A 25,242-nucleotide genomic window follows, 5' to 3' on the forward strand; every position below is an offset into this window, starting at 1 on the left:
CAACCATGACCGATCTTTCCTGGCTGACCGCCCGGCCCGTCGCCCATCGCGGCCTCCACGACATGAACAAGACGCGCTGGGAGAACACCCTTTCCGCCTTCGCCGCGGCGGCCGAGCGCGGCTACGCGATCGAATGCGACGTGCACCTGTCTTCCGACGGCGTCCCCGTCATCATCCACGATGGCGATCTGCGGCGGCTGACCGGCGAAAACGGCTTCGTCTGGCAGCGTACGGCTGCCGAGATCACCGCGCTGAAGGTCGGCGGCACCGCTGACCATCTGCCGACGCTGCAGCAGGCGCTTGATCTGGTCGACGGCCGTGTGCCGATGGTTGTCGAACTGAAAGGAGCTGCCGGGCACGACGAAGGCCTGGTCGAAAGCGTCGGCAAGATGCTCAAGCAATACAACGGCAAGGCTGCGATCATGTCGTTCGACCATTGGCTGATCCGTGAGTTCCCGAAATATGCTCCCGGCATACCCGGCGGTTTGACCGCCTACGGCAACGACAACCACCTGATCGAGGCGCATTTCGCCATGCTGGCGCATGACATCGCCTTCACCTCCTACGCCGCCGGCGACCTGCCGAACCGGTTCGTCTCCTTCGTGCGAGAAAAACTCGGCATGCCGGTGATCACCTGGACCGTGCATGACCAGCCTGCCGTCGAGCTGACCTTCAAATATGCCGACCAGATGACGTTCGAAGGATTCGAGCCAGATCTGGTACGGCTTGCTTGAGCGGGCTTGTATGGGTCCACAGCGAGCTTAAGTAAGCCTCATGGATCAAGGGGACGACTGCGAAAGACAAACGGCGAACGCGAAGCTGTCGATCCGCATCGCAGCGGGCATCGGGGCCTTTACCAACGCTGAATGGGACAGCCTCGGCGGCACTACACGCGGCGATGCAGAAAACGGCTACAACCCACTTGTTTCATTTGCCTTTTTGAGCGCGCTGGAAGATTCCGGCTGCGCTGTTCGGCGCACCGGCTGGCAAGGCCATCACCTCAGGCTGGAAACCGCCCGAGGCAAGCTGCTCGGGGCGGTCCCCTGCTATCTGAAGTCGCACAGCCAGGGCGAATATGTATTCGACCATGGCTGGTCGGACGCATTCGAACGCGCCGGCGGGCGCTACTATCCGAAGCTGCAATGCGCGGTGCCGTTCACGCCCGTCACCGGCCCTCGCCTGCTGGTCGGCAAGGGCGAGGACAGTCCCTCCGTCAAGGCCGGTCTTGCGGCCGGCCTGAAGGCGGTGACGGATAAGCTCGGCGTGTCTTCCGCCCATGTCACCTTCGCGCCGGAGGACGATGTCCAGATATTGGCGGCGGCCGGTTTCCTGCATCGCACCGACCAGCAGTTTCACTTCTTCAACGAAGGTTTTTCGAGCTATGACGATTTTCTCGCGACGTTAGCGTCGCGCAAGCGCAAGGCAATGAAGAAAGAGCGGCGCGAGGCGCTCGCCGACGGCATCTCGATCGACTGGCTGACCGGCAAGGATCTGACCGAAAAGGCCTGGGACGACTTTTTCGCGTTCTACATGGATACCGGCAGCAGGAAGTGGGGCCGGCCCTACCTCAACCGCGATTTCTTCTCCCTAATCGGCGAGCGCATGGCCGACGACATCCTGCTGGTCATGGCCAAACGCAACGGACGCTACATAGCGGGCGCCATCAACTTCATCGGCTCAGACGCGCTCTACGGCCGCAATTGGGGCTGCATCGAGGACCACCCATTCCTGCATTTCGAGGTCTGCTACCATCAGGCAATCGATTTCGCCATCTCGCGCAAGCTGAAGGTGGTTGAAGCCGGTGCGCAGGGCGAGCACAAGCTGGCGCGCGGCTACCGGCCCGTGACAATGCATTCGGCGCACTATATCGCCCATCCAGGTTTGCGCAATGCAGTGGCCGACTACCTCCAGCGCGAGCGGCGCGAAGTCGAGCGGATGAGCGAATATCTGGAAGAGCACACCCCGTTCCGCAAGGACATGGCGGAGTAGGGTAGCGAGCCCAATCGCTCAGCCGCGCGGGCCCGCACGGCCGATGTCGATCGATCGTCTTGCCCGCCCGGAACAGCTTCGCTACACGAGACAGCGACCCAAGAACCGGAGCGCGCGCCATGGCCGAAGCAACCTACGACAGCAGCAACATCTTCGCCAGAATCCTGCGCGGAGAAATCCCTTCGCACCGCGTCTACGAGGATGAAGCGGTCATTGTCTTCATGGATGTGATGCCGCAAGGACAGGGTCACACGCTGGTGGTGCCGAAAGCGCCGTCGCGCAACCTGCTTGACGCAGATCCGGCGGTGCTTGGCCCGCTCTTTGCTCACGTCCAGAAAGTTGCGCGGGCCGTAAAGAAGGCCTTCGATGCCGATGGCGTCACGGTTATGCAGTTCAACGAACCAGCTTCGGGGCAGACTGTCTTTCACCTTCACGTCCATGTCATTCCGCGCTTCGAGGGGATTCCCCTGAAACCGCACAGCGGACAGATGGAAAAGCCTGAAATCCTGGCCCAGAACGCCGGCAAGATACGGATGGCGCTGGCAAACTGAACCGGCGCAAACCGCTCCGGCGGGCGCCGGGTGCTTAACCGGAGGGTGTCACAAAAAAAGCCCCGTTTCCGGGGCCTTTTTTACTGGCTGGTTCGTCAGTTCTTACGAGGCAGTTGCGGCACGAGACTGCGCTTGCCGCCGTCCTTACCTTTGGGCTCCGGCTTCTGCGCCACCGCCTTTTTCGCGGCGGGCTTCTTTGCCACCGCCTTCTTGGCTTTCGGCACGTCGTCCGGCTCTTCCTTCTTCGGCTTCACCGGCGCCTCGTCGGCGAGCGATTCGAGCTTCAGGCCGGTCTCGCCGGTTTCCTTCTTCTCGACGGTGACACGCACCGTGCCGCCCTTCTTGAGCTTGCCGAACAGCACCTCGTCGGCCAGCGGCTTCTTGATGTGCTCCTGGATGACACGGCCGAGCGGCCGGGCGCCCATGCGCTCGTCATAGCCCTTGTCGGCCAGCCATGCGATTGCATCCTGCGACAAGTCGAAGGTCACGCCACGCTCGGAAAGCTGCGCTTCCAGCTGCATGACGAACTTCTGCACCACCTGATGGATGACCGGCACCGGCAGCGAGCCGAACGGAATGATCGCATCGAGACGGTTGCGGAACTCCGGCGTGAACAGCCGGTTGATCGCCTCGACATCGTCGCCTTCGCGCTTGGTCGAACCGAAACCGATCGCCGCGCGCTGCGCATCGGATGCGCCCGCATTGGTGGTCATGATCAGGATGACATTGCGGAAGTCGATCTGCTTGCCGTTATGGTCGGTCAGCTTGCCGTGGTCCATGACCTGCAACAGGATGTTGAACAGGTCCGGATGCGCCTTCTCGACTTCGTCGAGCAACAGCACGCAATGCGGATGCTGGTCGACGCCGTCGGTCAGAAGGCCGCCCTGGTCGAAGCCGACATAGCCGGGAGGCGCGCCGATCAACCGCGAAACGGTGTGGCGTTCCATATATTCCGACATGTCGAAGCGGATCAGCTCCACGCCGAGCGAGGCGGCGAGCTGCTTGGCCACTTCCGTCTTGCCGACACCGGTCGGGCCCGAGAACAGGTACGAGCCGATCGGCTTTTCCGGTTCCCGCAGGCCGGCCCGCGCCAGCTTGATGGCCGAGGTCAGCGCTGTGATCGCGGTGTCCTGGCCGTAAACGACACGCTTCAACTCAATGTCGAGGCCTTGCAGCACCTTCTCGTCGTCGGCGGAAACCGTCTTCGGCGGGATGCGCGCCATCGTGGCGATCGTCGCTTCGATCTCCTTGATGCCGATGGTCTTCTTGCGCTTGGCTTCCGGCACCAGCATTTGCGAGGCACCTGTCTCGTCGATCACGTCGATCGCCTTGTCCGGCAGCTTGCGGTCGTTGATGTAACGCGCCGAGAGTTCGACCGAAGCCTTGATCGCCTCGCTCGTGTAGCGGACCTTGTGGAACTCCTCGAAATAAGGCTTGAGGCCCTTCATAATCTCGATGGCGTCCTCGACCGTCGGCTCGTTGACGTCGATCTTCTGGAAGCGCCGCACCAGCGCGCGGTCCTTCTCGAAGAACTGGCGGAACTCCTTGTAGGTGGTCGAGCCGATGCAGCGGATGGCGCCGGACGACAGTGCGGGTTTTAACAGGTTCGATGCATCCATGGCGCCGCCGGAGGTGGCCCCTGCCCCGATCACGGTGTGGATTTCATCGATGAACAGCACGGCGCCGGGATAATCCTCGAGCTCCTTGACGACCTGCTTCAGCCGCTCCTCGAAATCGCCGCGATAGCGGGTGCCGGCCAGCAGCGTGCCCATGTCGAGCGCGAAGATGGTGGCATTGTGCAACACTTCGGGAACGTCGCCCTCGACGATGCGCTTGGCGAGGCCTTCGGCGATAGCCGTCTTGCCGACGCCGGGATCACCGACATAGAGCGGGTTGTTCTTGGAGCGGCGGCACAGCACCTGGATGGTCCGGTTGATCTCGCTCTCGCGACCGATCAATGGATCGATCTTGCCGGCCTTGGCCTTGTTGTTCAGGTTGACGCAATAGGCAGTCAGCGCGTCCTGCTGCTGCTTCTTCTTGCCGCCTTCGTCTTGCGGCTCGGCTCCGCTCTGGCTGCCTTGCTCGTCGTCGGCGCCGCGCGGGGTACGCGTCTCGGAAGCGCCGGGGCGCTTGGCGATGCCATGCGAGATGTAGTTGACCGCGTCGTAGCGGGTCATCTGCTGTTCCTGCAGGAAGTAAGCGGCGTGGCTCTCACGCTCAGCGAAGATGGCGACGAGCACGTTGGCGCCGGACACTTCCTCGCGGCCTGACGACTGCACATGGATCACCGCGCGCTGGATGACGCGCTGGAAACCGGCAGTCGGCTTGGAATCTTCATCGTAGCCGGTGACGAGATTGTCGAGCTCGGTGTCGATATAGGTCAGAACCGTATGCTTCAACTCGTCGAGATCGACGTTGCAGGCACGCATGACGGCCGCCGCCTCGGTGTCGTCGATCAGGGCGAGCAGCAAATGCTCAAGGGTTGCATATTCATGGTGCCGCTCATTGGCGAGCGTCAGCGCTTGGTGCAGCGCCTTTTCCAGGCCTTGGGAGAAAGCCGGCATGTTACCTCACTTCTTCTCCATCACGCATTGCAGCGGATGCTGATTCTGTCGGGCGAAATCCATGACCTGAGACACTTTGGTCTCGGCCACCTCGAATGTATAGACCCCGCACTCGCCCACCCCATGATTGTGAACATGAAGCATTATGCGTGTGGCGGCTTCGCGGTCCTTCTGGAAAAAGCGCTCCAGCACGTGGACCACGAATTCCATGGGTGTGTAGTCGTCGTTAAGAATGAGGACCCGATACAGACTGGGCTTCTTGGTCTTGGTTTTTGTGCGCGTGATGACGGCCGTGCCGCGACCGGCCTCATTGCCGTTGCTGCCGTTCTGCATTCGCACCACGTAGCTCGTGGCAGTCAAACCTGTAGTCACGTAGTCCTGCCTTTTTCGAATCCTCATGCATGCTCGACATGTAGGTGTTCGATGGACGATTTTAAGCCCTTCTGTTTAGCTGACAATATGGCTAGGTGGCCAAACTTGACCGATTTTTCAAATCGTGAAGACCGTAGGCCCCCGATTTCGAGCTGGCATTAAAAAACCCGGCCGCGCGTTCGCGACCGGGTCTGTCTTTGCAAGCCCAGGGGCCGGCTCGGAATGTTCGTCGAATTTACTTCGCCTTGGCGACGATCGATTCGAACGGCTTGTAAGCTTCCTTGGCGAGTTCGGCATAGAGATCGCCAAGCTTGGTGGCCTCGGTGACGAAGCTCTCATAGGACTGCTTGGCATAGTCGGACTGGATCTCGAGCGCCTTGTCCAGCGACTTGGCGGAAAGGAGCTTCCCGACAGCGGCGCTACCGGCTTCGAAGCTTTTCTTGGTGTACTCGCCCGCCTCGGCGGCGATAGCCTGCGCACCCTTGGACAGCGAGGCGAAGCTCTTCAATCCGGTGTCCGCAAATTCCTTGCCGTATTTGCTGAAATCTTCATAGGTCTGGGTCATTTCACGCTTTCCCTTGAACGGTTGCCTTGGACGATAGACGCGCCTTGTCCGGGCCGCGTTGTGCAATGCGTGTAAATATATTGTGCAGTGCACAAAAAGTCAAGATTCCCGCGGCAATGCACATCGTGAGCTGCCGGCAATCGCTAAGATTCGAATAAAGAGAAGCTCAATCCCGCAGAAAATGGTGAACGCGGCGGTTACCATAAACGGATTGGTAACGCTGCCCGCGTTAGCGTGGCCGAAGGTGAGGCAGGACCCCTTTGCCGCCTCCAAGGCAACGGAAATTCAAAGGAACTATCAGTGCGTAAGGCGTTGTCGGGCTTCGTTTCCAAATCCGCGTCCCCCCTCAAAACGATCATGATCCTCGCTATGGCGATGAGCTTCGTCGTCGCGGACGCGGCTTCATCCATGGCGGCCAAGTCGGCGGCCATCGTCATTGATGCCAAGACCGGCAAGGTGCTTTATTCGTCGGATGCCGATGGCCGGCGCTATCCGGCCTCGCTTACCAAGATGATGACGCTTTATCTGACGTTCGAGGCATTGGCGAAGGGCAGGATCAGCAAGAATTCCCCGGTCGTGTTCTCGGCCAATGCCGCTGCCGAGCCGCCGACGAAGCTAGGCGTCAAGCGCGGCGGCTCGGTCACGGTCGAGACCGCGATCCTGTCGATGGTGACCAAATCGGCAAACGATTCCGCAACGGCGCTTGGCGAGATGCTCGGCGGCAATGAAGCCAATTTCGCCCGCATGATGACCGCCAAGGCGCGGGCGCTGGGCATGAGGGGAACCGTTTTCCGCAACGCCAACGGCTTGCCTGATCCCGGCCAGTTCACAACCGCGCGCGACATGGCGATGCTCGGCATCGCCCTGAGAGAGCATTTTCCGCAATATTACGGCTATTTCTCGCAGCGCTCCTTTCTTTATGGGCGGCAGCGCATCAACGGCCACAACCGTCTGCTCGGACGCATCAAGGGCGTCGACGGCATCAAGACCGGGTACACCCGCGCCTCCGGTTACAATCTGGTCTCCTCGGTCTCGGATGGCGATCGGCGGATCGTAGCGGTGGTCATGGGCGGCAGATCCGGCGGCAGCCGCGACAGCCAGATGGCCGGGTTGATCAATGCCTACATGCCGAAGGCCTCGTCGAGCGGCGGCGGCGTGCTGATTGCCAAGGCTGGCGGTGGCAATCCGATTTCAGCCTTGGCCAAGGTGTTTCTACCGAAGCATGACGCGCCTACACCGGACAGTAAGCCGAACGACGATGCCGTTGCCTCCCTTGTCGAGGAAAATGCGCCCGCCGTTGAAGAAACCACTCCGGTCGTTCAGGCTAAGAGGGTCAAGACGACGGCGGTGGCGACGGTGGACGACGTGGCGACAGCCCGGGTCGCCGCAGCCTATGCCGAACCGGCGGCAGAGGTCGATCCGGTCAGCACGGCATCGGTGCCATCCGGCTGGGCAATCCAGGTCGCCTCTTCGCCAAAACAGGCCGAAGCGAAGGCTTACCTCGACAAGGCGACGAAGCAGGCACCCTCCGTTCTGGCCGATGCCTCCGGTTTCACCGTCGCCTTCGACAAGGACGGCGTCACCTACTACCGCGCCCGGTTCGGTGGTTTCGGTTCGAAGACCGCTGCCTGGAAGGCCTGCAACGCTTTGAAAAAGAAGAAGATCGAGTGCTACGCCGTCCAGCAGTAAGCGGCGCGCGAAACGATATCTTTCCCGAAAGTTCTGCGTCGAAGGAGACTAGTTGTGATTGGAGAGCAAGACGTCCTTGGCTTCATTGATCCGCGCCGCCAGGAAAGACGTGCCACCGATATCGGGGTGCAGGCGCTGCATCAGGCGGCGGTGCGCCTTGCGGACATCCGCCGCGGCAGCCCCCGCTTCAAGACCAAGGATCTTGTAGGCCTCCTCCTTAGTCATGGCGCCAGAACCTGGCGCAACACCCAGCCCTTCGCCGTCATTCGCATCAGCGTCTTTGCGCCAGATGGGAAATCTGCCGTCAAGATACGTCTCTAGCAATTGGCGGCTCTCCGGATCGCCGGAGAGTTCGCGATAGAGTTGCTGCAACTCGGCACGCCCCATCGAGCCAAGCATCTTGCCTTCATGGCGTCCGGCCAGCACGAGGCCTTCGAGGCCGCCGGTATCGTGATCGAGTTCCATTTCAAGCGCCGCGGTACGAACTGTCGAACGCTTGCCTTGTGCCAGTTTTGCCGCCGGCCGATTCATGCGCATGGAGCCGTACCAGGCGAGCGCAACCGACAGGATCAAGCCGCCGATGCCCTCGCGCCCGACCAGCAGCACGGCGACGCCGACCAGCCCGAGCAGTACAGGTCCAAGCGTTCTCATGCCGCCTGCAAGCTTCGCCGCATCGGCGCGCAGGAAGATGGTGAGCATGCCGAGAAGCACTAGAAGCAACGCTACAAAAGCGATAATTGCGCTCATCAGTTTCCGCCGCCCCGCATATGCTCGATCATCAGCCGGTCAGCCGGTCTGCCCCGGGCCTCCAGTGCTTTCAGCCCGCCGGTCGCAAACACGGCGACGGACGAAAGCAGGCCGGCCAAGGTTGCGGCAGCCCGCCGATCGAAGCGGAACCAGGCCCCTTTCGACAGCCGCGCAATCTCCTTGAACGCCTTTTCCGCGGCGGCATCATGGCCCTCCTGAAAGACGAAGACAGGAACGCCGTGCAGACCGAGGCTGCCGGCCTTTTCGGCCAGATCATCTATGTTTTCTTCCATCGCGTCGCCGATATAGACCAGCGCGTTGACCTTGGCCGCCGCCGTCTGTTTCAGGGCATGGGCGAGCACCTTGCCGATCTGGGTATGGCCGCTGCGGCAGTCGATGCGCGTCATCAGCTGCTTCAGAGCTTCGGTATCGGTGACGAATGCGGAGGAGCGGCACTCGCCAAGGCCGCGAAAATAGACAAGTTGAACCTTGAGCGCCCCGGCCTTGCCGACGGCGTCGAACATCTCGGCCTGCAACGCACAGGCGAGATCCCAGGTCGGCTGGCGGCTCATCGTCGCGTCGAGGGACAGGATCAGCCTGCCTGAACCGGTGGCGGATGCAGCGAGCGTCCTTGCCTGACGGAGAAACGCGTCGATCTCGCCGGTGCTCGATTGAGACTCGACCGGTGCAGGATTGGCCCTTGCAGGCACGGGCTGCTTCTTGTCGCTCATGACATTCAAGATGTGGCGTTGTTCCCCCGCTTGCAAGCCCAGATGAGGCGACCTGGAGGACCGATGATGGCAATTGCGTACAAGCACTTCGGCTGGTGGTCTTGGCGTTGCGGTTCCCCGGCGTCAGAGCAGGCCGAGATCGGCAAGCTCACGCCTGAGCTTCGGCGGCATCTCGATCAGCCCGGCTTTGCCCTTGCCGAGATCGGCCGGCGCGTCCGTCTGCTTCAGGTAGCGCCATCCCTGGAATGCGCGGCGCGGTTGCCAGTCAGTGCGCACGACCTCGGGATCGAGGATCAGATGGCAACGGCCGATGCCCTCGTCATCGGTGAAGGGGCGGATTTCGGTGATCAGCTGGCGGCATTGGACATTGCCCTTGATCACCCAGTAGAGCGAACCGCCGTCGGTAATCTCGGCACCGCGTGTAGGCACCATGCGGGTGGTGTGGTAGTGCTCGGCCGGTTCGCCGGCGCGGCGCCGCTCGTCGAGACGGAAGGCAATCCACTCTTCCAGATCCTCGACGCTGTCACAGCCGACGCAAAGCTTTATGAGATTGAGAGACATCGTTTAAGGTTTAGTCCAGCACGCGAACGCGTCAACGGCCTGATCGACTTCTCCACAGTGGTGGTCCAGGCCACCAGATTGGCGCTCAGCACTCCACTACATTCACTGCCAATCCGCCAAGGCTGGTTTCCTTGTACTTTTCGTTCATGTCGAGGCCGGTCTGGCGCATCGTCTCGATCGCGGCATCAAGCGGCACGAAATGAACGCCGTCGCCCTTGATGGCCAGCGAAGCGGCGGTCACCGCCTTGACGGCACCAAGCGCGTTGCGCTCGATACACGGCACCTGCACCAGCCCGCCGACCGGATCGCAGGTCATGCCGAGATGATGTTCCAACGCGATCTCGGCAGCGTTCTCGACCTGCTCGGGCGTGCCGCCCATGACGGCGCACAATCCCGCCGCAGCCATTGCCGAAGCCGAACCGACCTCGCCCTGGCAGCCGACTTCCGCCCCCGAGATCGAAGCATTGGTTTTGATGATGCCGCCGACGGCCGCCGCCGTCAGCAGGAAATCGCGGATGCTGGGCTGGTCGGCTTCTGGATGGAAATGCAACCAGTAGCGCAGCACCGCGGGCAGAGTGCCGGCCGCCCCATTGGTTGGCGCGGTGACGACACGGCCGCCGGCGGCGTTCTCCTCATTGACCGCCATCGCATAGATCGACAGCCAGTCGTTGGCGAGCAGCGGGTTGGGCCGGTTCTGCTGCCATTGCTCCTGCAGCTTGTCGTGCAGCATCCGGGCACGGCGGCGCACCTTGAGTCCGCCCGGCATGATGCCGTCTTGCGACAGGCCGCGCTCGATGCAGCCCTTCATGGCGCTCCAGATGCCGTCGAGGCCGGCGTCGAGCTCCTCGCGCGACATCTGCGTCTCCTCGTTGACGCGCTTCATCTCGGCAATGGAAAGCCCGCTTTTCGCTGCCATGGACAGCATTTCGACGGCGTTCTTGAACGGATACGGAACCTTCTTGCCTTCGGTTGTCGCCGAGCCCCTTGCTTTCATCCGCTGCAGTTCCTCTTCGGACATTACGAAGCCGCCGCCGATCGAATAATAGACGCGCCTCAGCAGCAACCGGTCGCCGGCATCATAGGCAGAGAAGGCCATGCCATTGGCGTGACCCGGCAGCGGCATCTTGCGATCCAGCACCAGATCCATTGCCGGGTCGAAACGATAGGACGGATGGCCGGGCGGCGAGATCCGCTTCTCGGCGGCGATGCGAGCGACGATGCCGTCCGCCTGGTCGGGATCCACCGTGTGCGGCGTCTGGCCGGCGAGGCCGAGCACCACGGCACGATCGGAGCCATGGCCGATGCCGGTATAGGCGAGCGAGCCATGCAGGCTGGCCGCGATCCGGTCGACCTTGGCGCCGGCCGGGCGCGGCCAGTCGTCTCCCGCAATCTCGTCGAGAAACCGCCGCGCAGCTGTCATCGGCCCCATCGTGTGCGAACTCGATGGGCCGATGCCGATCTTGAACAGGTCGAAAACTGAAAGGAACACGTGGGCGTTTTCTCCTGGGACCTTGTTGAGGTCTACATATAGGAATTCCCATGATGTTTTCCGCTGTTTTGAAGATTGCGGCGCTGCGCCTGCCGACCTTGTTTGCTCCGGCAGCGACATTCCAGCTTCGGCCATCGAAGCGTCCCCTCCGCCTGTGGTAAAAGCAACGCATGAGCGATTCCTTTCATCTATCGATGGCCGACCTTGCGGCGCTGGGGTTCTTCCTTGCCGCGTGGGTGCTGCATACGCTCGCCGCGGACGGAATGCTGGTCAGCCGCGTGTCGCTGACGAGGGCGATGAACGCGCAGCGCGAGGCCTGGATGCGGACCATGGCCGAGCGCGAGATCCGCATCGTCGACACCGCCATCATGAGCGGGCTGCAGCAGGGAACCGCCTTCTTTGCCTCCAGTTCGCTGATTGCGATCGGTGGCTGTTTTGCCTTGCTCGGCGCCTCCGACCAGGTTCTGACCGTGCTGAGTGACCTGCCGTTTGGCGCTACGTCCTCACGCGCGGCGTTCCAGACGAAGGTGTTCGGCCTGGTGCTGATCCTGGCCTTTTCCTTCTTCAAGTTCGGCTGGGCTTACCGGCTGTTCAACTATTGCTCGATCCTGATCGGAGCCGTGCCGATTCCGCATGGCGAGGCGTCGCGCAATCCGGTCACCGAAACGGCAGTCTGGCGTGCGGCGCGCATGAACATGCTGGCCGGGAAGCATTTCAATTCGGGCCTGCGCGGCGTGTTCTTCTCGATTGGCTATCTTGGCTGGTTCGTCGATCCCGCCGTTTTCGTGCTATCGACGCTGCTGCTGCTGGCGGTGCTGGTGCGCCGCCAATTTTTCTCGGCGGCGCGGCAAGCGGTGCTCGGTCAGCCGCCCGGCCCGGGAAAAGGCCGATCAATGCGGCCCGACAGCCAGTAGGCGGTGAGCCCTATCCATTCGCGGATCGCAACAGTGGTGACCTCCAGCCAGTCGCCGGGATAGGGGAACGTGGCGATGCCTTCCCTACCGGAGGTGCGATAGTCGACTGGCCACGGAATGGTCGAAAAGCCGGCTTTGTCGAACAGCGCCTTGGCGCGTGGCATGTGGAAGGCCGAGGTCACCAGCAACCAGGTCTCGCCTGGTTTCGGCGTCACCAGTTGCTTGGTAAAAACAGCATTCTCGTAGGTGTTGCGGGATTTGTTCTCGAGGATCAGCCGATCGGCCGCCACGCCGAGAGCGGCAAAAAGACGCGGTGCGGTATCTGCATCGCCTTCGCCGCCGCGGAAGATTTCGATGCTGCCACCGGAGATAACGACTTTCGCTGTCGGAAACCGCCGCGCCAGCACGGCCGCCTCGACCATCCGGTCGCCACTGGAGTTCATTTCATAGCCGCCACGCACCAGATTGACGGCGCCATCCAGACTGCCGCCAAGCACTATGATACCGTCGACCTTTTCCGGCAGCGGCGGCCTGGGGAAGCGCTCCTCCAGCGTATTTAGCATCATGGGGCCGAGCGGGCTCCATGTCGCAACAACAAGGATGACGAAGGCAAGAGTGCTGCCGACGGCCGCCAATCGCCGCCGGCCGAACATCGCCGCGACCAGCCCCGCCAGCAGCAGGAAGATCGCAAGATTCAACGGCTGAACGAAGAACCAGAGAATCTTGGAGACATAGAAGAACATCCCTCACCCCCTCAGATGAGAAACGATCCTACCACCATTTATCCGGCTGAAATGTGCCGGCCGCCCGTTCGATGACATGGGCGGTCTGGAACAGCGTTTCCTCGTCGAAGGGCCGGCCGATCAGCTGCAGGCCGAGCGGCAGCCCCTTGGCGTCGAGCCCAGCCGGAACCGCTATGCCGGGCAGGCCGGCCATGTTCACTGTCACCGTAAAAATGTCGTTGAGATACATCTTGACCGGGTCGGCGGCCATGTCCTCGTCGGCGATGCCGAAGGCGGCGGAAGGCGTTGCCGGCGTCAGGATGACGTCGACGCCTGCGGCAAACACATTTTCGAAGTCGCGCTTGATCAGGGTTCGAACCTTCTGCGCCTGCAGATAGTAGGCATCGTAGTAGCCGGCGGAAAGCACATAGGTGCCGATCATGATGCGGCGCTTGACCTCGCGCCCGAAGCCGGCGGCGCGGGTCTTTTCATACATGTCGGCAATGTCCCTGCCGGGCACGCGCAACCCATAGCGGACCCCGTCGTAACGGGCGAGGTTGGACGAGGCTTCGGCCGGCGCCACGATGTAATAGGCCGGCAGCGCGTATTTGGTGTGCGGCAGCGAGATATCGACGATCTCGGCGCCGGCATCCCGCAGCCAGGCAATGCCTTTCTGCCACAGCGCCTCGATCTCCGCGGGCATGTCGTCGACACGATATTCCTTTGGGATGCCGACCTTCATGCCTTTGATCGGGCGGCCGATCGCCGCCTCGTAATCCGGCACCGGCAGGTCGACGGACGTCGTGTCTTTCGGGTCGACCGAAGCCATCGACTTCAACAGGATCGCGGCATCGCGGACGTCGCGCGCGATCGGCCCGGCCTGGTCGAGCGACGAGGCGAACGCTACGATCCCCCAGCGCGAGCAGCGGCCATAGGTCGGCTTGATGCCGACCGTGCCCGTGAAGGCGGCGGGCTGGCGGATCGAGCCGCCGGTGTCGGTGGCGGTGGCGCCTGCGCACAGGAAGGCCGAGACGGCTGATGCCGAGCCACCGGACGAACCGCCCGGCACCAGTTGGGCATTGTCCAACGTGCGCGCGGTCCTGGTGCCGCCCGCCGAAACGAAGCCGCCCTCGCCCTGATGTGTCGTCGGCATCACTACCGTGTCGAGGCGCGAACGCCGCCACGGGTTGATGACCGGCCCGTAATACGAGGTCTCGTTGGACGAGCCCATGGCGAACTCGTCCATATTGAGCTTGCCGAGCATGACGGCACCATCCGCCCAAAGATTGGCGGTGACCGTCGATTCGTAGCGCGGCTTGAAGCCGTCCAGCACATGGCTGCAGGCCTGGGTGTGGACGCCTTCGGTGCCGAACAAATCCTTGATGCCGAGCGGGATACCCTCGAGCGACCCGCCCTCGCCCTTGGCTAATTTCGCGTCGGAGGCCTTGGCCATGTTGCGGGCCTTGTCGTCGGTGACCGCGACATAGGCATTGAGCGCCGGATTGGCTCGCTCGATCGCCGATAGATAGGCCTCGGTGATTTCGGTGGCGGTGATCTCCCTGGAGCGCAGTTTGGCGCGGGCCTGCGAAATCGTCAGCTGGGTCAGGTCGCTCATCAGGCAAGGCTCTTTTCGTAAAACACCGACCACTCGGAATCGGGATAATCCAGTACCGGGCCGCAGCGCGAAAAACCGGCGCGTTCGTAGACGGTCCAGGCGGCGGGATGACGGTCCCCCGTCTCCAGCACCAGACGCTTAAGCCCTTCTTGGCGCGCCAGCGCCTCGATACGCTCGACAATCTTCGCGCCGATCTTACGGCCGCGATGCGAAGGTCGCGTATATATCCGCTTGACCTCGCCGACCACAGCATCGTGGCGCTTCAGTGCGCCGCAACCGATGGCAAGGCCGTTATCGCGGGCGATGAAGACGGTCGTGTCGCGGTCCGCCATCTGCTCGACGGTCAAATGATAGCAATGCTCCGGCGGCGTCAGCTCCAGCAATGTGGCGTTCAGCTCCTCGACCAGCCCACGCACATCCTCCTGCAGCGGCGTCTCAGCGGCGATGTCGATTGCCATCGGCCTGCTACTCCACGACCTTCGGCACAAGGAAGAAATTCTCTTCGGTCGCTGGCGCGTTGGCGACAATGTCAGCTGCCTTGCCGCCGTCGGTGACGACGTCCTGGCGCTTTTTCATTGCCATCGGCGTGACCGAGGTCATCGGCTCGACGCCGGAAACATCGACCTCGTTCAACTGCTCGACAAAGCCCAAAATGGCGTTCAATTCGCCGGTCATACGCTCTGCATCCTCCTCGCTCACCGCAATACGGGCAAGGTGCGCGACGCGCTTCACGGTTTTTATATCAACGGACATGTTTGTGCCTCGGGGAAAACCAGCGCTATAGCGGCGCAGCGCGTGCCGCGCAACATGCATCGTGCCGACAACTGCCCTATGGCATCGTGACGCCGTCGCAGAGGAAATAGCTGCCGCCGTTACCGCTCTGCTCGCCTTCGTCGGCGGCAGGCCGAACCGATACCAGGTCGATCTGCTTCGGGCTCATCTGTGTCAGTGAGAGAACATCGGGAAAGACGTAGCCCGGCTCCTGGCATATAGCGGTCACCGCCCAGCTTGGTGAGCGTGTCGCTTTGGTGATCTGCAGGAATTCACAATTATATTCGATGCTTTCCAGCCCATTTGCCGACAGCACGATATTGCCGCCCTCTATCACCGTCTGCAGCGTATCCTTTTTGGCCTGCGCGCAGAGATCCTCCGATTGCAGATAGACCCCGTTGATGAAATCCTCGGCGGCCAGCGCCGGCGACGCGGCAACCAGCATGGAAATGCAAAGAGAGTTTCTCAGATCCATGTCGTCATTCCGGTTCGCTGTCGCTACAGCGTAATCGTCTCGCCGATCTTCGGCAACGCCACTTTCACACCCGATCCGTCCAGCCCGGCCACAAACTTATCGGCGGTCTGATCTATCATCGGAAATGTGCCGAAATGAGCGGGAACGACCGTCTCGAACTTGAAGAAACGCTGGCAGGCAAGGGCTGCCACCGCGCCGCCCATGGTGAAGCGATCGCCGATCGGCACGATGCCGATCTTCGGTTCATGCAACTCGTTGATCAGGGCCATGTCGGAAAAGATGTCGGTGTCGCCCATGTGATAAAGCGTCTTGTCCTCGGGGAAGTGCAGGACAAGCCCGCCCGGATTGCCGAGATAGGTATTCTCGCCGCCCTCGCCCGGAAACGACGATGAATGCAGAGCCTGAACGAAGGTGGTGGTGAAGCCGCCGCAATCGACCGTACCGCCGATATTGCCGGGATTGATCTGCTTGTTACCGACGCCCTTGCCGACCAGGTACATGCAAATCTCGAAATTGGCGACCACCATCGCGCCGCTCTTCTTGAGCACTTCGATGGCGCCGCTGATGTGGTCGCTGTGGCCATGGGTGAGCAATACGTGCGTGACCCCTTCGGCCGGCCCTTCCCACCCACCCGTCCAAGACGGATTACCGACCAGATAGGGGTCGATGAGGATTTTCGCGCCCTCGATGTCGATTCGGAATGCCGAATGTCCGTACCAGGTCAGTTTCATCAATGCTTTCCTCGATTTTTGCTTCGGTAGAGGATAGAACGCCGACGGCGAAATTAAAGTACGACGCACGCTTGCGCGTATAAGACGTGCGGCGTCGCGGTCAAAGGAAAAGCCGTTGGGCATCATCACCATCGAGGAGTTGCCGGCCCGGCTCGGCGGCGGCAAGACCCTGGCCGGTCTCGACCTCGGCGACAAGACGATCGGCGTGGCGGTTTCCGATCGCGGCTTGTCCTTCGCCCACCCGCGCGCTGTCATCATGCGCAGGAAATTCTCGCTCGATGCCGCAGTGCTGCTCGCTCTGCTACAGAAGGAAAACGCCGGCGCCGTGGTGATCGGCCTCCCCATCAACATGGACGGCTCGGAAGGCCCGCGCGCCCAAAAATCCCGCGCTTTCGTACGCAATATGGCTGGATTGACCGATCTGCCCTTCGTCTTTTGGGACGAAAGACTGTCGACGGTGGCGGCCGAGCGGACACTGATCGAGATGGATTTTTCCCGCAAGAAACGCGCCGGCAAGATCGATTCTGCGGCGGCCGCTTTTATCCTCCAAGGCGTTCTCGACCGGCTTCAGGTGCTCGGCGTCGATGCCTGGTCGAAATAGCGGTTGCGCATCGCCGTGATCCAGCCACCAATCGCCTTGCGGCGGCGAAATGCCCAGAACCCCGTCAGCAGCAGCCCATCGAACACGCAAGCTTTCGCCACCATGCCCGGAATGAGTGCCGGATCGACGCCGAGCATCTGTCCATAGAGCTGGAAGACGAGATCGTGCAATTGACGGCTCAGCATGACGTAGCCGAAATTGATGTCGTTGAGCGACAGAAAGAACCAGCCCCAAAACAAGAGGAGCGGAGCCGCCCAAAGCGCGAACAAGGTGCGCATCAGCGGTCGTCCCTCGAATCCAGCCGGCCGGAAATGCGGGCAAGCGAGGAATTATGCGCCGCTGCCTTGGCCATGACATGCGCGGCCGCTCGGATTTCGCCGGTCCCTGGAACTGCCGCGGCAACGGCCGACCGCCTCTCGGCGAGCATCGCGACATAGGACGCCAGAAGTGCCGCCAATTGCACCGCGACAACCATGAACAGCCCATTGATGCCTTGCGCGGCGCCGCCGATGACTATCAGCGACAGCACGCCCAAGGCGGAGATGAAGGCGATCCGCACGACGCTGTCGGCAGGTTCCGGGTTGGTCGCGTGGCTGGTCAGTGCTTCAACAAAGGCCCAGCAGAACAACACCGCGACGACAAGCAGTGCCACGGCGAGCGGTGCCACGACGACGGCGTTTTCGAGATCGGCAAATCGAGTGTTCTGGACGGGAACGCCCAGTACGCCAAGGGCCGTCGCCACGCCTCGATTCCCGTCGATGCAGATGAACGCCAGCAGGGCGAAAACGGCCGCCCAATGCAATGCCAGAAAAGAGCTCAGAATATGCCGCATGACGCTCCCGCTTCGCAGGGCAAAGCCGCTCAAGCGGAACAGTCCTTGCCTTAACCATAACATTGGGCTTTGCCACCGGCCGCCGCAACGGAAACCATTCGTTAAGGTTAACGGCCATCCACAGGGGCGCGAGAGCGGCAGCGAATTTGGCGACGGCACCTAGTTGATCGGCGGGTAGAGCGTATCGATGATCATGCGGGCATCATGGCGCGAATCGATCATGCCATAGGTATTGCGCCACTGGCCGGCGAGGCGCGTTTCGACGAAGGCGTCGGCGATCCGCCCTGCCCCCAGCCTGCGAAGCTCTGCCGCCGCCGCCGACAATGCCAATTGCTCGGTCAACAGCCGCGCCGAGCCCTCGTCGGTTGCCGCGACCTGCATTGCCGCCTTGAGGACGCCGACAGTGCCGCGTCCGCCGGCGCCTAGATCGCGGTCGATGCCGGCCAGCACGTCGTCGAACAGGCCTGGCGCGCGGCCGAGCACGCGCAACACGTCGAGCGCCATGACGTTGCCTGAACCTTCCCAGATCGCGTTGACCGGAGCTTCGCGATAGTAGCGGGCGAGCGGCCCCTCCTCGACATAGCCATTGCCGCCGAGGCACTCCATCGCTTCATAGAGCAGCGGCGGCGCAATCTTGCAGACCCAGTATTTGACGACAGGCGTCATGGCGCGGGCGAAGGCCGCCTCGCCGCGGTCGCCCGCCGCCTCGTCGAAGGAGCGCGCCAGCCGGAACGACAGCGCGGTAGCGGCGGCAACGTCGAGCGCCATATCGGCCAGCACACGCTGCATCAGCGGCTGCTCGATCAGATTGGTTCCAAACACCTTGCGGTGGCGCGTGTGGTGGACAGCCTCGGCCAGTCCGGCCCGCATGATCGCCGACGAGGCGACGGCGCAGTCGAGCCGCGTCAGGGTCACCATATCCATGATCGTCTTTACGCCGGCGCCGGGCTCGCCGACCATCTCGCCGATGGCATTGACGAATTCCACCTCCGACGAGGCATTGGAGCGGTTGCCGAGCTTGTCCTTCAGCCGTTGAAAACGGAAGCCGTTACCGGATCCGTCGCCGAGCAAGCGGGGCACGAGAAAGCACGACAGTCCCTCCGGCACCTGTCCGAGCACCAGGAAGGCATCCGACATCGGCGCCGACATGAACCATTTGTGGCCGGTCAGGCGATAAAACCCGCTGCCGGCGCGCTCCGCCTTGGTGACGTTGGAGCGGACATCGGTGCCGCCTTGCTTCTCGGTCATGCCCATGCCGAGTGTCAGCCCTGCTTTTTCGACCGGCGGCTTTTGGCTTTGATCGTACTTGCGCGTCGTCACCCGCGGCGCCCATTCGCGAAACAGCTTCGGGCTGGCCATCAGCGCTGCCAGCGAAGCGCTGGTCATGGTGATCGGGCAGAGATGCCCGGTCTCGAGCTCAGCCGTGAGATAAAAGCGCGCGGTGCGCACCTGGTGGCGACGGCCGATCTCGGCGTCGCCATTCTCCCAAACCGACGAATGCAGCCCGTTGGCAACAGAGCGGCGCATGAGCGCGTGATAGGCGGGATGGAACTCGACCTGGTCGATGCGCCGGCCCTGGCGATCATGGGTCCTGAGCTTCGGCGTCTCGACATTGGCAAGACGAGCCAGTTCCTGCGCCTCATGGGTCAGAACGAAACGGCCAAGCCCGTCGAGGTCCTTACGCACCGGATCGGAAAAGCGCTCGGCAAGCTGGATCAGCAACGGATCGCCCCGCCAGGCGTTACCGCCGGCCAGCGGCGGCGGCTGGTTGGTCACGTCGTCAGTCACGCTTCGTCCTTATCACCTGAAGGCTGCGAATCCAAAGCCAAGGCGGTTTATAGCCTATGGCCAGCGGCGCGCGACGAAAATACCGGGGAGAACCGATCCAATCCCAAGCCGATGCTTGCAGCCGCGGAGCCTCCCCCCTATAGCAGCGACTTGAGATGACCGACGCATCGTCCCTGCCGCTTTATCCCCACCGCCATCTTCTGGGCATCCGCGATCTTTCCCCCGCCGACATAGAGCTTCTGCTCGACCGGGCGGACCAGGCCGTTGCCATCTCGCGGCAATCGGACAAGAAGACATCGACGCTGCGCGGCCGCACCCAGATCAATCTGTTCTACGAAGCCTCGACCCGTACGCAATCGTCGTTCGAGCTGGCCGGCAAACGGCTCGGCGCCGACGTCATGAACATGTCCGTAGCGAGCTCTTCGGTGAAAAAGGGCGAGACGCTGATCGATACTGCGATGACGCTGAATGCCATGCGTCCCGACATATTGATCATCCGCCATCAATCGGCCGGCGCGGCAGCACTTCTTGCCCAAAAAGTCGGCTGCTCGGTGGTCAATGCCGGCGACGGCGCCCATGAGCATCCTACCCAGGCGCTGCTCGACGCACTGACCATCCGCCGCGCCAAGGGTCCGCTGTCGAAGCTGATCGTGGCGATCTGCGGCGACATCCTGCATTCGCGCGTGGCCCGCTCCAATATCATCCTGCTCAACGCGCTTGGTGCCCAGGTCAGGGTCGTCGCCCCTTCGACGCTTTTGCCCGCCGGCATCGAGAAGATGGGCGTCATCGTCACCCGTTCCATGGCCGAGGGTCTGAAGGACGCCGACGTGGTAATGATGCTGCGCCTGCAGCGCGAACGTATGGAAGGCGCCTTCGTACCGTCGGTACGCGAATATTTCCGCTATTTCGGCCTCGACGCCGAGAAGCTGAAGGCGGCCAAGGACGGTGCGCTGGTTATGCATCCCGGCCCGATGAACCGCGGCGTCGAGATCGCCTCGGAGATCGCCGACGGCCCGCAAAGCGTCATCCAGGAACAGGTTGAGATGGGCGTCGCCGTACGCATGGCGGTGATGGAAGCGCTGCTCGACCCGCGTCGAAACGAGGGTCGGGGCCGATGAGCATAACGGTCTTCAGCCGCGCCCGCATCGTCGACCCATCGCGCGGCATCGACGAGATCGGCACCGTCATCGTCGAAGGGCGCAAAATTGTTGCCGCTGGCAAGGCGGCCTTGAACCAGGGCGCGCCCGAAGCCGCCACGATCATCGAGTGCGCCGGCAAGGCGATCATCCCCGGCCTGATCGATGCGCGTGTCTTCATCGGCGAACCGGGCGGCGAACACCGGGAGACCATCGCCTCGGCCAGCGTGGCGGCAGCGGCCGGCGGCGTAACCTCGATTGTGATGATGCCCGATACCGACCCGGTGATCGACAATGTGGCGCTGGTCGAATTCGTGCTGCGCACCGCCAAGGATACAGCCATCGTCAACATCTTTCCGGCAGCGGCGATCACCAAGGGGCTGGAAGGCCGCGAGATGACCGAATTCGGCCTGCTGCGGGAGGCCGGCGCGGTCGCCTTCACCGACGGCAGGCATTCTGTTGCCAGCGCGCTGGTGATGCGCCGGGCGCTGACCTATGCGCGCGATTTCGGTGGCGTGATCGCCCACGAAACCCAGGATGCCGATCTCGCCTCGTCAGGCGTGATGAATGAAGGCCTATATGCAAGTTGGCTCGGCCTTGCCGGTATTCCGCGCGAGGCCGAATCCATCCCCCTGGAGCGCGATCTGGCGCTGGCGCGGCTGACGGGCGGCGCCTATCACGCGGCCAAGATCTCGACGGCGATGGCGGCAAACGGGGTGGCGCGCGCAAAAGCCGATGGCGCCAACGTCACATCAGGCGTGTCGATCCACAATCTGTCGCTCAACGAGAACGATGTCGGCGAGTACCGCACCTTCTTCCGGCTGACGCCGCCGCTGCGCGCCGAGGAAGACCGGCTGGCGATGATCGAAGCGATCAAGGACGGCACCATCGACCTCATCGTCTCCTCGCACGACCCGCAGGACGTCGACACCAAGCGCCTGCCCTTTGCCGATGCTGCGGCCGGCGCCATCGGGCTGGAAACGCTGTTAGGCGCAGCGCTGCGGCTCTATCACAATGGCGACGTGATGCTGCTGCGGCTGATCGAGACACTGTCGACCGCGCCGGCAAGATTGTTCAGCCTGCCCGGCGGCACGCTGAAACCGGGGGCATTGGCCGACCTTGCGCTCGTCGATCTGGACGAGCCATGGGTCGTTACCGAGAGCGGCATCCGCTCACGCTCGAAAAACACCTGTTTCGAAGGCGCGCGACTGCAAGGCGAGGTCTTGCAAACGATGGTGGCGGGCCGCACAGTGTTTTCGGCCTAGGACGAAGCGGGTGTCACGTCTTCAAATTCGCTCAGCCAAGGAAAGTTCGGGGGAACAATGGTTTACAGTCCCGTCTTGGCATTGGTGTTCGGCTATCTTCTCGGCTCGATCCCGTTTGGCCTGCTGATCACCCGTGCCGCCGGCCTCGGAGACGTGCGCAACATCGGCTCCGGCAACATCGGTGCCACCAATGTGCTGCGCACCGGCAACAAGAGCTTGGCCGCGGCCACGCTGCTGCTCGATGCGCTGAAGGGCACCGCGGCGGTGTTGATCGCAGGCCGCTTTGCGCCCGAGCTCGGACTTTGGGCCGGATTCGGCGCGTTTTCAGGTCATCTTTTTCCGGTCTGGCTCGGCTTCAAGGGGGGCAAGGGTGTCGCCACTTACCTCGGCGTGCTGATCGGCCTTGCCTGGCAAGTGGCGCTGATCTTCGCCGTCGTCTGGCTGGCGGTGGCCTTCCTGTTCCGCTTCTCCTCGCTTGCGGCACTGACGGCAGCGGTCGTCGTGCCCGTTGCCCTGTATTTCCTGAGCACCCAGCAGATTGCCGGGCTTTTCGCGGCGATGAGCCTCATCGTCATCGTAAAGCACCGCGCCAACATTGCGCGGCTGCTTGCCGGCACCGAGGGTAAGATCGGGGCCAAAGAGTGAGCGAGCCCGACGCCGGGCCGCGCCTCAGCGACCGGCAGCGGCTGAGCTGGCTTCGCCTGATCCGCACGCCGAATGTCGGCCCGGCTTCGTTTCGCGACCTGATCAACCGGTTCGGTTCGGCCGAAGCAGCATTATCGATGCTGCCCGAGCTGATGATTTCGGGTGGCGCCAAAAAAATCGTCCGCATCCCGTCCATTGCCGAGGTCGAGGCGGAGCTGGAGACGGCCCGGCGGGCCGGCGCCCACTTCGTCGGCATCGGCGAGGCGGATTATCCGCCGCTGATGAAAAGCATGGATCATCCGCCGCCGCTGCTCGCGGTCAGGGGCAACAGCGCGGTGTTCCGCTTGCCAGCGGTCGCTATCGTCGGCGCTCGCAACGCATCGCTGGCAGGCATCAAGATGGCGCGGATGCTGGCGGCGGATCTCGGCCGCGACGGCTATGGCATTGTTTCCGGCCTGGCGCGCGGCATCGATACAGCCGCGCACCAGGGCAGCCTTTCGACCGGCACGATCGGCGTGCTCGCCGGCGGCCTCGATTTGCCCTACCCGCCCGAAAATGCCGACCTGTGCGACGAGATCGCCGAGCATGGCGGCGCCATCATTTCCGAAATGCCGTTTGGCTGGCAGCCGCGCGCACAGGACTTTCCGCGCCGCAACCGGCTCGTCGCCGGTGCTGCATTGGGATTGGTAGTGGTCGAGGCCGCACAGCGCTCCGGCTCGCTGATCAGCGCCCGCCTCGCCGGCGAGATGGGGCGGCTGGTTTTCGCCGTTCCCGGTTCACCGCTCGATCCGCGCGCCGCCGGCGCCAATGGCCTGCTCAAGGACGGCGCCACCCTTGTGACCGAGGCCACCGATATCACCAGTGCCATAGCGCCGCTGGTCGGCGGCTGGTCGCCAAGGACATCGCCGCTTGAAGAGCCGCCCGACTTTTCGGCAACACCGCCGCCGCGCGAGGACGATCGCGACCGCGTCGTCGAAGCGCTCGGCCCGACGCCGGTATCAGTGGACGAGATCATCCGCCACACCGGCCTGCATCCCGCCCAAGTGTTCATGGTGCTGCTGGAGCTCGACCTCGCCGCCCGGCTCGAACGCCATGCCGGCGGCAACGTCTCACTGATTTGACCCAGAACTTGCGCATATCCCGGCAAGCAATTCCGATGTGATCGCGATGGCCGATCCGAGCAACAAACCAAAGCAGATGCTGTTCACTCGTATGACGGCCCTTGTCTGGTCAGCTCTGAGTGTCATGCTGGCGCTGCAATGGTCGATGGATCTCGGCATGTCGGGTTTTCCCGACGGCTACATAACGCCCTTCGCAAGAGCGACCAGCACGCTTCTGGGCATTCTGACGGCAGCCTGCATGGCCCAGGGTCTCTACTTTTTCCTGGCCGGCGCGTTCGGCAGGAAGGTAAGCGCCGTCGGTCTTTTCCTGCAAATCCTTGCCGCGGCGGTTCTTACCGTGGCGCCAGTGCTTATCGTGAAGGATTGTCCGGGTTCTCAGGTGTGCAGCAGAGCCTATGAGGCGCTCACCGGCACGATGATGGACGATGGCGCGGGCGGCTAACGCCACTGCATGCGTTGGGCACGAGGCTGTCACCCATGTCTCCGGGTCGTACCCTCTGGATTTGGTGAGCGCGATGGGATTCGAACCCATGACCTACTGATTAAAAGTCAGTTGCTCTACCGGCTGAGCTACGCGCTCCCGCGGGCTCAGAAAGGCCGCCCTCGAAATTGCGCGGAACATAGGGAGAGTGCCTCTGCCGGTCAACCGGAAAAAGACGGCTCCCAGACCGGACTTTCCTGTCGCGTCATCATGCCGTGCGGTGCGCTTCGGCGTTGACGGAATTGCCTCCGTCTCGCGCAAGGCCGAAGCTCGCGCTTTGCGGGACAAGCGCAAGCAGCGAATCGAGAGAACCTTTGCAGATCAGCAACTTGGGATTCTTAGCGGAACAATTTGCGCAGCCTGCCCGTTTTTCCGCGACAAGGGACATGCGTTTCAAGGAGAAGATCATGAATAGGATCATGTCGGGCCTGCTGGCGACCACCCTTTCGATCTCATTCGCTGCCGCGGAGATCGTGCCAGTCAACGCTCAGCCCAGCTATGCGCCCCCTGCCCAAGGGCTCACCTCGAATGTCCAGACCGTCCAGTACGAGCCGTGGCGGAGGCACCGGAATTTCAATCGCGATTTCTCGCGTCGCGATTTCTCCCGGCGCAGTTTTGCGCGTGACGACGGCATGTATTGGCGTGGCCATCGCGGCTATCGCGAATATCGTCGCGGCTATCGCCGCCATGGCGACTACTGGTTCCCGCTGGCCGCTTTCGCCACCGGTGCGCTGATTACCGGCGCTATCATCAACAACCAGAATCGGTCTATCGTGGCGATGCCCATGTGCAGTGGTGCTATGACCATTACCGGAGCTATCGTGCGTCTGACAACACCTACCAGCCCAATTACGGCCCGCGCCGGCAGTGCCGGTCGCCTTACTGAG

The 25,242-nt window shown here is 62.5% G+C and carries 27 protein-coding genes, 1 tRNA gene and 1 pseudogene; 12 read left to right on the forward strand and 17 right to left on the reverse strand.

The annotated features are described in order from the left end of the window. Positions 1–5 precede the first annotated feature (5 nt). The 3 genes from NKI79_RS11835 (at position 6) to NKI79_RS11845 (ending at position 2,540) form a co-directional block, all read left to right on the forward strand. Positions 6–734 carry a glycerophosphodiester phosphodiesterase gene (locus tag NKI79_RS11835; RefSeq protein ID WP_352645639.1) on the forward strand — a complete coding sequence of 243 codons (729 nt, stop codon included), beginning with the start codon at positions 6–8 and terminating at the stop codon, positions 732–734. 40 nt (positions 735–774) lie between these two features. Next, positions 775–1,989 (forward strand): GNAT family N-acetyltransferase, encoded by a 1,215-nt coding sequence (locus tag NKI79_RS11840; RefSeq protein ID WP_352801705.1) that lies wholly within the window; start codon positions 775–777, stop codon positions 1,987–1,989. A gap of 119 nt (positions 1,990–2,108) precedes the next feature. Beyond that, a complete protein-coding gene (locus tag NKI79_RS11845) occupies positions 2,109–2,540 on the forward strand; it encodes an HIT family protein (protein ID WP_352801707.1) in 432 nt (143 codons plus the stop codon). A 95-nt stretch (positions 2,541–2,635) separates the two neighbouring features. Here NKI79_RS11845 and clpA read toward each other — a convergent pair whose 3' ends face one another. The 3 genes from clpA to NKI79_RS11860 all read right to left on the reverse strand — a co-directional run bounded on the left by clpA (position 2,636) and on the right by NKI79_RS11860 (position 6,041). Further along, positions 2,636–5,104, reverse strand: a complete 2,469-nt coding sequence (gene clpA, locus NKI79_RS11850) for an ATP-dependent Clp protease ATP-binding subunit ClpA (RefSeq protein WP_352801709.1) — start codon at positions 5,102–5,104, stop codon at positions 2,636–2,638. A 6-nt stretch (positions 5,105–5,110) separates the two neighbouring features. Further along, on the reverse strand, positions 5,111–5,437 hold the full coding sequence (gene clpS / locus NKI79_RS11855) for an ATP-dependent Clp protease adapter ClpS (protein ID WP_023717744.1): 327 nt from the start codon (positions 5,435–5,437) through the stop codon (positions 5,111–5,113). Positions 5,438–5,711: 274 nt separating this feature from the next. Further along, on the reverse strand, positions 5,712–6,041 hold the full coding sequence (locus NKI79_RS11860; RefSeq protein WP_352801711.1) for a phasin family protein: 330 nt from the start codon (positions 6,039–6,041) through the stop codon (positions 5,712–5,714). Between the two features lie 300 nt (positions 6,042–6,341). On the opposite strand from NKI79_RS11860, the gene NKI79_RS11865 reads away from it, so the two are divergent. Then, positions 6,342–7,730 carry an SPOR domain-containing protein gene (locus NKI79_RS11865; protein ID WP_352801713.1) on the forward strand — a complete coding sequence of 463 codons (1,389 nt, stop codon included), beginning with the start codon at positions 6,342–6,344 and terminating at the stop codon, positions 7,728–7,730. A 48-nt stretch (positions 7,731–7,778) separates the two neighbouring features. Here NKI79_RS11865 and NKI79_RS11870 read toward each other — a convergent pair whose 3' ends face one another. The 4 genes from NKI79_RS11870 to NKI79_RS11885 all read right to left on the reverse strand — a co-directional run bounded on the left by NKI79_RS11870 (position 7,779) and on the right by NKI79_RS11885 (position 11,258). Then, the gene (locus NKI79_RS11870) at positions 7,779–8,477 is read right to left on the reverse strand and encodes a DnaJ domain-containing protein (protein WP_254817325.1); all 699 of its coding nucleotides are present in this window, start codon (positions 8,475–8,477) and stop codon (positions 7,779–7,781) included. Then, positions 8,477–9,208 (reverse strand): vWA domain-containing protein, encoded by a 732-nt coding sequence (locus NKI79_RS11875; RefSeq protein ID WP_352801715.1) that lies wholly within the window; start codon positions 9,206–9,208, stop codon positions 8,477–8,479. The genes NKI79_RS11870 and NKI79_RS11875 overlap by 1 nt, the downstream gene beginning before the upstream one ends. Before the next feature lie 123 nt (positions 9,209–9,331). Beyond that, positions 9,332–9,769, reverse strand: coding sequence for a DUF1489 family protein (locus NKI79_RS11880; protein WP_352478933.1), 438 nt, complete (start codon positions 9,767–9,769; stop codon positions 9,332–9,334). Positions 9,770–9,854: 85 nt separating this feature from the next. Continuing rightward, positions 9,855–11,258 (reverse strand): L-serine ammonia-lyase, encoded by a 1,404-nt coding sequence (locus tag NKI79_RS11885; protein WP_352801717.1) that lies wholly within the window; start codon positions 11,256–11,258, stop codon positions 9,855–9,857. Between the two features lie 170 nt (positions 11,259–11,428). On the opposite strand from NKI79_RS11885, the gene NKI79_RS11890 reads away from it, so the two are divergent. Then, positions 11,429–12,172: a DUF599 domain-containing protein gene (locus NKI79_RS11890; protein WP_352801719.1), complete on the forward strand. Its 744-nt coding sequence runs from the start codon at positions 11,429–11,431 to the stop codon at positions 12,170–12,172. On the opposite strand, the gene NKI79_RS11895 is transcribed toward NKI79_RS11890, so the two are convergent. The 6 genes from NKI79_RS11895 to NKI79_RS11920 all read right to left on the reverse strand — a co-directional run bounded on the left by NKI79_RS11895 (position 12,121) and on the right by NKI79_RS11920 (position 16,486). Continuing rightward, on the reverse strand, positions 12,121–12,915 hold the full coding sequence (locus NKI79_RS11895) for a YdcF family protein (RefSeq protein WP_352801721.1): 795 nt from the start codon (positions 12,913–12,915) through the stop codon (positions 12,121–12,123). The two genes, NKI79_RS11890 and NKI79_RS11895, sit on opposite strands and share 52 nt — an antisense overlap. A gap of 28 nt (positions 12,916–12,943) precedes the next feature. Further along, positions 12,944–14,509, reverse strand: coding sequence for an amidase (locus tag NKI79_RS11900; RefSeq protein ID WP_352801723.1), 1,566 nt, complete (start codon positions 14,507–14,509; stop codon positions 12,944–12,946). Then, a complete protein-coding gene (locus NKI79_RS11905) occupies positions 14,509–14,967 on the reverse strand; it encodes a GNAT family N-acetyltransferase (RefSeq protein ID WP_352801725.1) in 459 nt (152 codons plus the stop codon). Before NKI79_RS11905 ends, NKI79_RS11900 begins: the two co-directional genes overlap by 1 nt. A gap of 7 nt (positions 14,968–14,974) precedes the next feature. Further along, positions 14,975–15,262: an Asp-tRNA(Asn)/Glu-tRNA(Gln) amidotransferase subunit GatC gene (gatC, locus tag NKI79_RS11910; RefSeq protein WP_023674910.1), complete on the reverse strand. Its 288-nt coding sequence runs from the start codon at positions 15,260–15,262 to the stop codon at positions 14,975–14,977. A gap of 76 nt (positions 15,263–15,338) precedes the next feature. Next, complete coding sequence (locus NKI79_RS11915) at positions 15,339–15,755, reverse strand: hypothetical protein (RefSeq protein WP_352478939.1); 417 nt, start codon at positions 15,753–15,755, stop codon at positions 15,339–15,341. 23 nt (positions 15,756–15,778) lie between these two features. Continuing rightward, positions 15,779–16,486 carry a metal-dependent hydrolase gene (locus tag NKI79_RS11920; RefSeq protein ID WP_352705472.1) on the reverse strand — a complete coding sequence of 236 codons (708 nt, stop codon included), beginning with the start codon at positions 16,484–16,486 and terminating at the stop codon, positions 15,779–15,781. 115 nt (positions 16,487–16,601) lie between these two features. Here NKI79_RS11920 and ruvX point away from each other — a divergent pair, with 115 nt between their 5' ends. Further along, positions 16,602–17,087: a Holliday junction resolvase RuvX gene (gene ruvX / locus NKI79_RS11925; RefSeq protein ID WP_352645622.1), complete on the forward strand. Its 486-nt coding sequence runs from the start codon at positions 16,602–16,604 to the stop codon at positions 17,085–17,087. Here the strand turns inward: ruvX and NKI79_RS11930 are convergent. The 3 genes from NKI79_RS11930 to NKI79_RS11940 form a co-directional block, all read right to left on the reverse strand. Continuing rightward, positions 17,054–17,365, reverse strand: a complete 312-nt coding sequence (locus tag NKI79_RS11930; RefSeq protein WP_352478942.1) for a DUF6105 family protein — start codon at positions 17,363–17,365, stop codon at positions 17,054–17,056. The two genes, ruvX and NKI79_RS11930, sit on opposite strands and share 34 nt — an antisense overlap. After that, on the reverse strand, positions 17,365–17,919 hold the full coding sequence (locus NKI79_RS11935) for a hypothetical protein (RefSeq protein ID WP_352801727.1): 555 nt from the start codon (positions 17,917–17,919) through the stop codon (positions 17,365–17,367). The genes NKI79_RS11930 and NKI79_RS11935 overlap by 1 nt, the downstream gene beginning before the upstream one ends. A gap of 159 nt (positions 17,920–18,078) precedes the next feature. Then, on the reverse strand, positions 18,079–19,707 hold the full coding sequence (locus NKI79_RS11940; protein WP_352801728.1) for a DNA alkylation response protein: 1,629 nt from the start codon (positions 19,705–19,707) through the stop codon (positions 18,079–18,081). 155 nt (positions 19,708–19,862) lie between these two features. Between NKI79_RS11940 and NKI79_RS11945 the strand changes: the two genes are divergently transcribed. From NKI79_RS11945 to NKI79_RS11965, 5 genes are read left to right on the forward strand one after another with little or no spacing between them, the layout of a single operon-like run. After that, positions 19,863–20,825, forward strand: coding sequence for an aspartate carbamoyltransferase catalytic subunit (locus NKI79_RS11945; RefSeq protein ID WP_352801730.1), 963 nt, complete (start codon positions 19,863–19,865; stop codon positions 20,823–20,825). Beyond that, positions 20,822–22,108, forward strand: a complete 1,287-nt coding sequence (locus tag NKI79_RS11950) for a dihydroorotase (protein WP_352801731.1) — start codon at positions 20,822–20,824, stop codon at positions 22,106–22,108. The genes NKI79_RS11945 and NKI79_RS11950 overlap by 4 nt, the downstream gene beginning before the upstream one ends. Before the next feature lie 57 nt (positions 22,109–22,165). Continuing rightward, complete coding sequence (gene plsY, locus NKI79_RS11955) at positions 22,166–22,753, forward strand: glycerol-3-phosphate 1-O-acyltransferase PlsY (protein ID WP_352801733.1); 588 nt, start codon at positions 22,166–22,168, stop codon at positions 22,751–22,753. Then, positions 22,750–23,874 (forward strand): DNA-processing protein DprA, encoded by a 1,125-nt coding sequence (gene dprA, locus NKI79_RS11960; protein WP_352801735.1) that lies wholly within the window; start codon positions 22,750–22,752, stop codon positions 23,872–23,874. Before plsY ends, dprA begins: the two co-directional genes overlap by 4 nt. A 46-nt stretch (positions 23,875–23,920) precedes the next feature. Beyond that, positions 23,921–24,316 (forward strand): hypothetical protein, encoded by a 396-nt coding sequence (locus tag NKI79_RS11965; RefSeq protein ID WP_352705559.1) that lies wholly within the window; start codon positions 23,921–23,923, stop codon positions 24,314–24,316. A gap of 62 nt (positions 24,317–24,378) precedes the next feature. Here the strand turns inward: NKI79_RS11965 and NKI79_RS11970 are convergent. Continuing rightward, positions 24,379–24,454: transfer RNA gene (locus NKI79_RS11970), tRNA-Lys, on the reverse strand. 308 nt (positions 24,455–24,762) lie between these two features. On the opposite strand from NKI79_RS11970, the pseudogene NKI79_RS11980 reads away from it, so the two are divergent. Continuing rightward, positions 24,763–25,241 (forward strand): annotated as a pseudogene (locus tag NKI79_RS11980) (BA14K family protein). Position 25,242 lies beyond the last annotated feature (1 nt).

It is taken from the genome of Mesorhizobium sp. M0340 (assembly GCF_040321535.1).
Classification (GTDB): Bacteria; Pseudomonadota; Alphaproteobacteria; order Rhizobiales; family Rhizobiaceae; genus Mesorhizobium.